General features: G+C 46.8%; 4 protein-coding genes. All 4 read left to right on the forward strand.

Annotation, left to right across the window (positions count from 1 at the left end):
- Positions 1-24 precede the first annotated feature (24 nt).
- The 4 genes from C173_RS32995 (at position 25) to C173_RS20525 (ending at position 9,520) form a co-directional block, all read left to right on the forward strand.
- Positions 25-4,965 (forward strand): SDR family NAD(P)-dependent oxidoreductase, encoded by a 4,941-nt coding sequence (locus tag C173_RS32995; RefSeq protein WP_051478217.1) that lies wholly within the window; start codon positions 25-27, stop codon positions 4,963-4,965.
- Between the two features lie 18 nt (positions 4,966-4,983).
- Entirely contained in the window at positions 4,984-6,147 is a 1,164-nt protein-coding gene (locus C173_RS20515) for a U32 family peptidase (protein WP_036727811.1), read from the forward strand.
- Between the two features lie 333 nt (positions 6,148-6,480).
- Positions 6,481-8,526, forward strand: coding sequence for an ABC transporter (locus C173_RS20520; protein WP_162174709.1), 2,046 nt, complete (start codon positions 6,481-6,483; stop codon positions 8,524-8,526).
- 22 nt (positions 8,527-8,548) lie between these two features.
- Positions 8,549-9,520, forward strand: coding sequence for a serine hydrolase domain-containing protein (locus C173_RS20525; protein WP_036727815.1), 972 nt, complete (start codon positions 8,549-8,551; stop codon positions 9,518-9,520).
- The last annotated feature ends 19 nt before the right edge of the window (positions 9,521-9,539 follow it).

Consider the following 9,539-nt stretch of genomic DNA (forward strand, 5'->3'; position numbering starts at 1 on the left):
AGTGCAGGAGGGAAGCATCTTTGGATGAATAAATCTGACAAATACAATCAAGAGAGCATAGCGATTATCGGAATCGCTATGCAAGTGCCTGGAGCCGGCAGTCTGGAAGAATTGTGGGGAGTTATTACAGAGGGGAAGGAGTGCATCTCTGACCTGCCTTTGGCCCGGAAGCGTGATATTGAAGCTTACCGGGATTATTCCGCGGGATATGATCATGAGCTTAGGTACAATAAGGGCGGTTTTTTGCAAAATATAGACCAGTTTGACAACAGTCATTTTCGGATCTCACCCAAAGAATCCTCGGTGATGGACCCCACCCACCGGATGTTCTTGGAGTCTTGCTGGGAAGCAATTGAGGACGCAGGTTATGCCGTACAACGATTGGCAGGAACCGATACGGGGGTTTATGCGGGAGTCCGTTTGAATCATTCCGCCTATGCAACGATTGCAAAAGAAGTTGATCCGGAGGGGTATGGAAATTTCTTGACGGGGAACGCAACGGCTATAGTAGCTAATAGAGTGAGTTATCTGCTCAATCTCACAGGGCCTTCCATGACCCTAGACACCGCTTGCTCTTCCTCTTTGGTCGGCCTCCATCTGGCATGCCAAGCTATCCGTTCAGGCGACTGCAGCATGGCTCTCGTCGGTGGAGCTTATATCATGCCTGATCCGATACAGAGTGATGTAAAGATTGGAATTGAGTCGGAATTCAACAAGACGAAGACATTCGATGCCTCAGCGGACGGTACCGTTGAGAGCGAAGGTGTAATTACGCTTCTATTGAAGAGCTACAATCAGGCGAAGGAAGACAGGGACCATATCTATGCCCTGATCAGGGGCAGTGCGGTTAACCAGGACGGTAAAACCATCGGCCTGACATCTCCCAGTGCGGAGGCACAGGGCAATGTCATCAGAAAGGCGTGGAAGAATGCGGATATTGATCCAGAGACCATTACCTATATCGAAGCGCATGGTACTGGGACCAAAATCGGGGATCCGATTGAAGTTTTAGGAATCAGAAAAGCATTTGAAGCGTATACCTCGAAAAAACAGTTCTGTGCCATCGGCTCAGTCAAAACGAATCTGGGCCATTTAAATTGTGTCTCCGGTTTGGCGGGACTGATCAAGGTTATATTGGCTATGCAGTATAAAGTGATACCCAAGCAAATAAATTTTCTGCAACCGAATAAGAGAATCCGGTTTATTGATTCTCCTCTCTATGTCAGCGACAGGAACGAGCCCTGGAATGCTGTGCCTAGAAGAAGTGGGATCAGTTCTTTTGGAATTGGCGGAACCAACTGTCATATTGTTGTGGAGGAGGAGCCCTCCGTTCCACCTCGCGAGGAGGAACTGCCCGATGTTCTCTGTCTTTCCGCAAAAAGTAGGAAATCTTTGATTGAGCTAATGAAGCAATATGAACAACACCTTCGAACCCATTTAGACTTATTGAATATCCAAGATCTCTGTTTTACAGCTAACAACGGCAGAACGCATTACAAACACAGACTATCCATGCTTATTAAGAGCAAAGAAGATCTGCTGTCAAAGCTGGAACAATTGAACTGCATGGATGATTCTTTGTGGATTCAGGAACCGGATATATATATTGGCGGTGAGGAAGCCTTCACACAGCAGGCGTTGTCTTGCAGCGAAGAGGCCCCCCTGCCGCTTCAGACTATTGCGCAGCGCTATGCTGCTGGTATGACGATTGATTTCTCCGCCCTATATAGAGGCCAGAGCAGGCATAGGGTCAGAATTCCGGTTACCCCCTTTGAACGGAAGCGGTGCTGGATCCAAATACCGGAACATAGCCGGGTTGGGAAGTGTTTTGAAATGCAGGATGGCTATGAGGTGGTCTGGAAGGAGGATCTGAGCCCGAACCGGCCGGCTGCTGCCCGTAATGATGTAGTCACCATAGTGTTGGGCGGAGGCGGAGAGCGGGAGAGGGCGATTCTAGCATCATTGCAGGCAGATACCGAGAATGTAATTCCTGTGACGATAACGGATTATTGCGCCAAGGAGGGGGAAAGGTTCTTCATCACAGGTGATAGAACGGGGTATCAATGGCTGTTCAGACAAATCGGCATAAGCGGGAAAGTACAATTGGTTCATATGACTTCCGTGGGCTCAGTCAACGCTGCGGATGATTATATGGAACTGGGAACATCCATGATAGACCCGGTTATCAATCTGCTTACACTGATTAGAACGTTTCAGATGAATCAAATCCAAGAGGCCGAATTGGTCATTGTTACCCGGTATGCCTATCTGGTGAATCAAACAGACCTGGTACAACCTGTGAATGCGGCCTTGCACGGGTTTGCCAAGTCATTTCATTGGGAATTTCCCCAGGTGGGCTGCAAATGCATTGATATAGACGATGCCACTGAGCTTTCCGTTATCACGCGTGAAGTGCTCTGCCAGTCACCTTATTTCATAACGGCTCTCCGTGCTGGAAGAAGATATTATGAAGAGCTGAACCCAATGTCCGAGACTACCGTCCATGCTGAATTACGCAATGTGGGGATAAAGGAAAACGGGCTGTATCTGATAACCGGGGGATTTGGCGGGATCGGGCTGGAACTGGCCAAGTATCTGAGCGGTAAAAAGAAAGTCCGGCTTATTCTTCTCGGTCGTTCCAGACTTCCCGATACGGATGCCCGAAAGATGGACATGATTAAGCAGATGGAGAACTCCGGCAGTACAATTATCCATTATGCTGCGGATATTGCGGATTTTGACCGGATGAAGCAAATAATGGAGGAGATCAGGGTGATACATGGCCCGTTGAATGGCATTGTTCATTGTGCCGGAAACGGGATGGTCAAAGAAATCCATGAGTTGTCGGAAGACAGCCTTAGGGGAATCCTGCGTCCTAAGGTGCAGGGCACTTGGATATTGGACCGGCTGACATGTAACGAACCGCCTGACTTTATCTGTCTATTCTCTTCGGCCATGACCCTGATCGGAGGATACGGGGCTGCCGGTTACACAGCAGCTAACAGTTACATGAACAGTTACGCGAGTATGCGCTGCAGCGCATCGACTCCGTTTATTAACATCAGGTGGCCTGAATGGACGGATACCGGGCTGGCAGAATGCAAGCAAACCAATCTGCGCAAAGAATTATTTGAGCCACTGTTACTGGAGAGGGCCATACGTTATTTTGACTGGGTGCTGCACCATAATGTCCACGATTTGATCCCGGGCAGGATAAATTGGGGATGTGAGTTGTATGAAATCTCTGAACAATTGCCGATCCGTTTTTCGGAATCCGTCAACGAGGAGTTTCATAAACGGCAACAGCTCAGGCCGGATGCAGACAGTCGTATTCAGGTGAACAATAAGACCGCAACACGGACAATTGAACAGAAGATCGGAAGTCTGATTGGAGAGCTCTTATCTTATGAGCATGTGGATTATAACCAGAACTTCTTTGAGTTGGGTGTTGATTCTATCATTGCGGCCAAAATTATCAACCGAATCCAGAATCAGCTGAACTGTAGCTTGGAGGTAGCGGATATCTTCAGATATCCAACCGTCCATCAGTTATCCGGACATTTGGAGACATTGTGGCAACAATTATCCATGTTAAAGGCGATTGTTCCAGCCAAGGAACAGAAATATTATCCGGTGTCGGCTGCACAAAAAAGAATATTTCTTTTGCAAAGCATCAGCAGAAATAACACGGCTTACAATATGCTGGATGCCTTCAGGATAGATGGCGATCTGGACCGCCAAAGATTGGAGAAGGCCTTTCTTTCTTTGATTCATAGGCATGAGACCCTTCGAACGTATTTCTTAGTTGAGGGAGCAGAGGTTGTACAGAAAGTATCCAGCGAGTGCAGCTTTAGGCTTGAATGGGCGGATCTCTCCCAGGATACCAGCATGGAGGTTGAGGCTTGTATTCGCCCCTTCATCAGCTGTTTTAATTTAGGCACTTCTCCGCTGATACGGGCGAAGCTTATCAAGTTGCAGCAGAACGAGCATTTGCTGCTTATTGATATCCATCATATTGTTACCGACGGAACCTCCCGGGGAATTATTCTGGGTGAATTGGGAGACGGCTACGAAGGAAGAACGCTGCCTCCATTGGAGCTGCAATACAAAGACTATTCCACCTGGCAGAGCGAGATGCAAAAGGAAGGGTACTTCAAGAGGCAAACCGAGTACTGGCTCCGCCGGTATCAAACACTGGCTCCGCCTTTGGAACTTCCGACGGACTATGTAAGAACATCATATGTAGGTTTCGAAGGACGTATGTTTTCTATCGAGGTAGACCGGAAGACGACGGATCGGCTGAGAAGCTTCGCTGCGGAGAAAGAATGTACTCTCTATATGGTGTTACTGTCTGTCTACTATGTGCTGCTAAACAAATTCTCCGGACAAGAGGATATTGTGGTGGGATTTCCTATTGAAGGAAGAACGCAAATGGGGACGGAAAAGATCATTGGTTTATTTGTCAACACCCTGGCGCTAAGAAACTATCCTGTTCCCTGCAAGAGCTTTCTGGATTTTCTGTTTGAGGTAAAAACGAGTCTTTTGGAAGCTTATGATAATCAGGAGCTTCCATTCGATGAGTTGGTTAACGCCTTGGGAATACAGCGGGATACCAATCGCAACCCGTTATACGACACCTTGTTCGTACTGCAAAATTCTACTAAGATCCAGGGGCAGTTCCAGGATGTGAGGCTGGTCCCTTATTCCATTGACCAGACTGCTTCCAAAATGGACTTGGAGGTTGAAGTTACGGAAACTTCCGCGCAGCTGCGGATTAATTTTACTTACAAAACGGCTCTTTATAAAGAGGAGACGATCCGCAGCATAGCCGATGAGTACAACAAGCTGATTGAATTAACCCTGAACGACCCTTCCATGGATATCGGGAGCCTAACCTCCCGTGCTGTAGAGCAAAAGCCGCTGGCAGACAGCTGGGATTTCAATTTTGAACTTGAACTGGACTAAAATGGAGGTTATGCTAAAATGAGGTTTTTCAGTATTCCGGCGGATTTCAAAGAGACTACAATCAACGGGTATGTTGAGCTTGCCAAGCAATATCCCGGTAGTCAGGTACTCGAGACTTACGGGCAAATATCCATTAATAACTCTTTTGAATCGGGACGGATCAACGAATATTTACCCCAGATTGACATGTATGATTTGACAGAATACATCCGGTATTGTGAAGCGAAGGGCATTGGTTTTAACTATGTTTTCAATGCACCTTACATGCATAACCGTGAGTTTACTGCAGAAGGCGTGAAGGAGACGAAGCAGTTTATATCCGCATTATATAAAGCAGGGGTCAGATCGTTGACCGTAACACTCCCATCGCTGATGGATCTTGTGAACTCCATGGAGTTGGACATAAAGATTAAAGCGTCTGTCATCTGCCAGATCAATTCCGTAAACAAAGCTCTGCACTACAAGAAGAATGGTGTAGACCGTATCGTGCTGGACGAATCAATCAACCGGGATTTTGACATGCTCCGGAGAATCGCGAGCGCTTTCGGCGACAAATCGGAAATCATTATTAACTCCCTGTGCCATCAGGAGTGTACGTACCGGATGTTCCATTACAACCAGACAAGCGGTGTTGTACGGGATCCTATGGATACAGGAACAAACTACTATACAACCAGGTGTGCGCTGAAAATTTTTCAGGATGTAAACCAACTTATGAAGTTGTCTTGGATCCGTCCTGAGGACCTGCATTACTATGAAAGCATCGGAATCCGCTATTACAAATTACAAGGCAGAGAATACGTGAACCGCGGGAATCCGCTTAAGGCAGTGGAAGCATATTTCAGAGGGTCATTTGACGGGAATCTGATGGAATTGCTGGATATGTTCTCATCGAATTATGCTTATAAGTTTTCAGTTGACAATAAGCTGCTCGATGGTTTCCTCAAACCTTTCTACGACATTCAGGGATATTGCAAAAAAGACTGTACAAGATGCAGTTACTGCGACAGGTATGCCAGCAAAAGTGTTGTGAGTGACGGAGTCAATGAAATAAGCGCACTCGCCAAGGATTTTCATACCAAATACGATGATTACAAGAAATTTGTGCGAGCTGTTGATCATGACAAGAAAGAAGAAGCTTCGAGCACTGTAGGCGGTATGGAAATCGAGTTTGATTTCTAAGCTTGTATATACCGGGGAGGAGTTACGATGTCATCGCTCAAAATCCACAGAGCGCGCCTGCATAACTTAAAGGAAATCTATGTTGAAATACCGAAGCACCGGTTAACGGTCATTACCGGACCGAGCGGCTCAGGTAAATCAAGCCTTGCCTTTGATTTGATTCATTACGAAGGCACCAAACGTTACCTTAGCGCACTTGGAGAATGGGATCTGAATTATGAATATGAGACTACTTCCTTCGACAAGATGGAGGGACTTAACCCGACGGTTGCGGTGGAACAGAAGCTTGTCCGGCAGAGCAATCCCCGCAGCACGGTCGGGACGAAGCTGGGAATGAACCGGTTGCTGGAGTTGTTCTTTTCACTTTACGGAACGTTGGAATGTACGGTATGCGGTAACACCGTAGCCGTCAATACAAGTTGTAAGGTTTGTGGGAGCCGCCACGGGGAATACGTCCCTTCAGCATTCTCGCCTAACTCCAGCATCGGCATGTGTTTTCAATGCTACGGACGGGGCGTTATCTCCCATGTGGATGAAAAAAGTATATTTGAAAAGCTAATGTTATCCAAAGCAAGCCTGTACAACGATACGAACCGGAATTTGAAACAGGAGCTTCTGCGTTATGCGAAGCTGGCAGGGTTTGATGCCAATCTGCCGTATTCCAAGCAGTCTCCCGCAATACAGCGTGACTACTTGTATGGGAGCAATGAATTTTATTTTATTGGCTATATTCCCTACATTAATCAAATCTACGCTCAAAAAGATATTGAAGACTGGGCAGAAACCACGGTTTGTCCTGGGTGTGAGGGCAGCGGACTGGCTCCGGAGGTTCTGAAGGTAAAGGTATTGAACCACCATATCTCATACCTGAAATCCATTTCGGTTAAGGAGCTTTACGGGATTCTGACTGAGGCAGCCGAGCACGGGCACGATGAGCGGTCCGTGCAGCTTGCCGAGCTTATGTGCAGAAAACTGCTGCATTTATTGGATGTCGGATTGTCCTATCTCTCTTTGCAACGCAGAATTCCAACGTTAAGCGGAGGAGAACTGCAAAGACTATATCTGGCTTCATTCTTTGATATTGAATTAAATGAGATCATGTATGTTTTTGACGAGCCTACAGTCGGGCTGCACGAAATTGAGAAAGATAAGGTTATTAATAAGCTTCTTAAGTTAAAGGAAGCCGGTAATACCGTTATAGTCGTTGAACATGACCATATGATGCTAAGGGCAGCGGAGCACATTATTGAATTCGGACCCGGCGGTGGACAAGAAGGCGGACAGATTCTGTTCCAGGGAAACTATGAACAGTTCATCAGCTGTAAGGAGAGTGTGATCAGCCAATATATTGCAAAGGAACAAGTGCAGCGTTTGCTGAGAAGAAGAGATCTGATTATAACTGCAGATACACCGCGTCTTAGCCTGTATGGGGTTAACACAAACAATCTGAAGGATATCCATGTTGCCATTCCACTGGGCACAATGGTTGGAGTTGCTGGCGTATCCGGAAGCGGCAAAAGCTCCTTGATCACGGACACGCTTGTTCCGGCACTGCAAGAGCACTTGTCCAAGGGAAGAAAGAGTGTTGCCGGTTCCACACATTTAGATGGAGCGGAGCATATTAGGAAGTGCCATTTAGTTGAACAAAAGCCTATAGGCAGGGCCAAAACGTCCATTCCTGCCAGTTACATCGGAGTTTGGGACCTTATCAGGCAGGCGTTTTCCAAGCAAGCCATTGATCAGGGAGAGCATTATACCGAAGGAGATTTCTCCTTCAACTCCAGGGGAGCTTGCCAGCAATGCCGTGGTGACGGTATCGTTGAGATCGCCCGGTTCAGCCATGTTTGTCCCAGCTGCGAAGGGAAGCGCTTTAAGCCTGAAATTCTTCAAATCCGGTATCAAGGCTATACCATCAGTGACGTTTTGCGGATGACCGTACAAGAAGCCTCTGGAGTATTTGTTCATGATCCAAAAATCGCAAGGATTCTGTTAACCATGGTCAATGTAGGATTAGGTTATATTGCATTGGGGCAACCGATTACAACGATTAGCGGCGGAGAGGCCCAGCGGATAAAATTGACTAAGGAATTAGCCGATCACAAGCATACAGGACAGCTGTTTGTTCTTGATGAGCCTACTTCGGGCCTTAGCTATCATGATATAGGCAAGCTGCTGACCTTATTAAATGAATTGGTTGGAAGAGGGAATAGCGTGATCGTGATTGAGCATGACGCCTTGTTTCTTTCATGTTGTGACTGGATTTTGGAATTGGGTCCGGGAAGCGGGGAACAGGGCGGCTCTATCATTGCGGAGGGGACGCCTGAGATGCTAGTCCATAATCCGCATTCGGTTATAGGAAGCTTCTTATATCTAAACTAAAACTACGGAGGCTAGCAATACCATGGTGGTTCACGGATCAAAGATATGGCCGGCGGAGGAATGGGAATACGGCACTCCAAGCTCAGCAGGAATCGATCCGGAGCTGTTATGGAATGCCAGTAAGCATCTTCAGAGAGATTTCCCCCATGTATACAGTTTTTTAGTAGTACAACATGGAAGAATCGCCTTTGAACAGTATTACAGAGGAACAAGAGAGACTGATAAACGGGATATTCTGTCTGTGAATAAAAGTATACTGTCAGCTTTGGCCGGTATAGCCTTAGCTAAAGGATACCTGTCGAATACGGATCAGCAAATCATAGAACTGTTTCCCGAGTTTCTCAGCAAGGATTGTGATCCAAGGATACTCTGTCTCAACATCAAGCATCTATTAACGATGACATCGGGTTTCTACTATCCCAGACTTGCAGCCGACAGTCAGCCAATGGTTGACAGGATGCGCAGGTCTGATAACTGGTTAAGGTATATTCTTGAGCTTCCTGTCAAGAACAGGGCGATGAACCGGTTTCAATATAATAATTTCGATGCTTGGCTTCTTTCGGCTGTGTTACAGAGAGTAAGCCAAATGTCAATTTACGAATTGGCCAACAAGTGGCTGTTTGGTCCAATCGGTATACACGCCGATGCTTGGGAATGCGAGGATCCGCAGCAGCATTTGGCCGGAAGCTTGCATTTAACTGCAAAAGATATGGCCCGGTTCGGTTATTTGTACTTAAATGAGGGGGATTGGAACGGTGTACAAGTTATCCCCTCCACTTGGGTAACTGAATCCACCGCCGGAAGCGGTCCCTATTCATATTTGTGGTGGCTGCATCCGCATGGCTATTATGCCTCAGGGGCCGGGGGAACAAGCATAATCATTCTGCCTCAAGCGGATATGGTTATTGTTTTTCAAGCTAAACATCTGAAGCGGTTCCGCCATCCTATGGAGGCGATGCATACACATTTATTCCCATACATCGGCTTAAGTTAAAAACATCTCTTTGGAGGCG

It is taken from the genome of Paenibacillus sp. FSL R7-277, assembly GCF_000517965.1.
GTDB classification, from domain to species: domain Bacteria; phylum Bacillota; class Bacilli; order Paenibacillales; family Paenibacillaceae; genus Paenibacillus_AQ; species Paenibacillus_AQ silagei.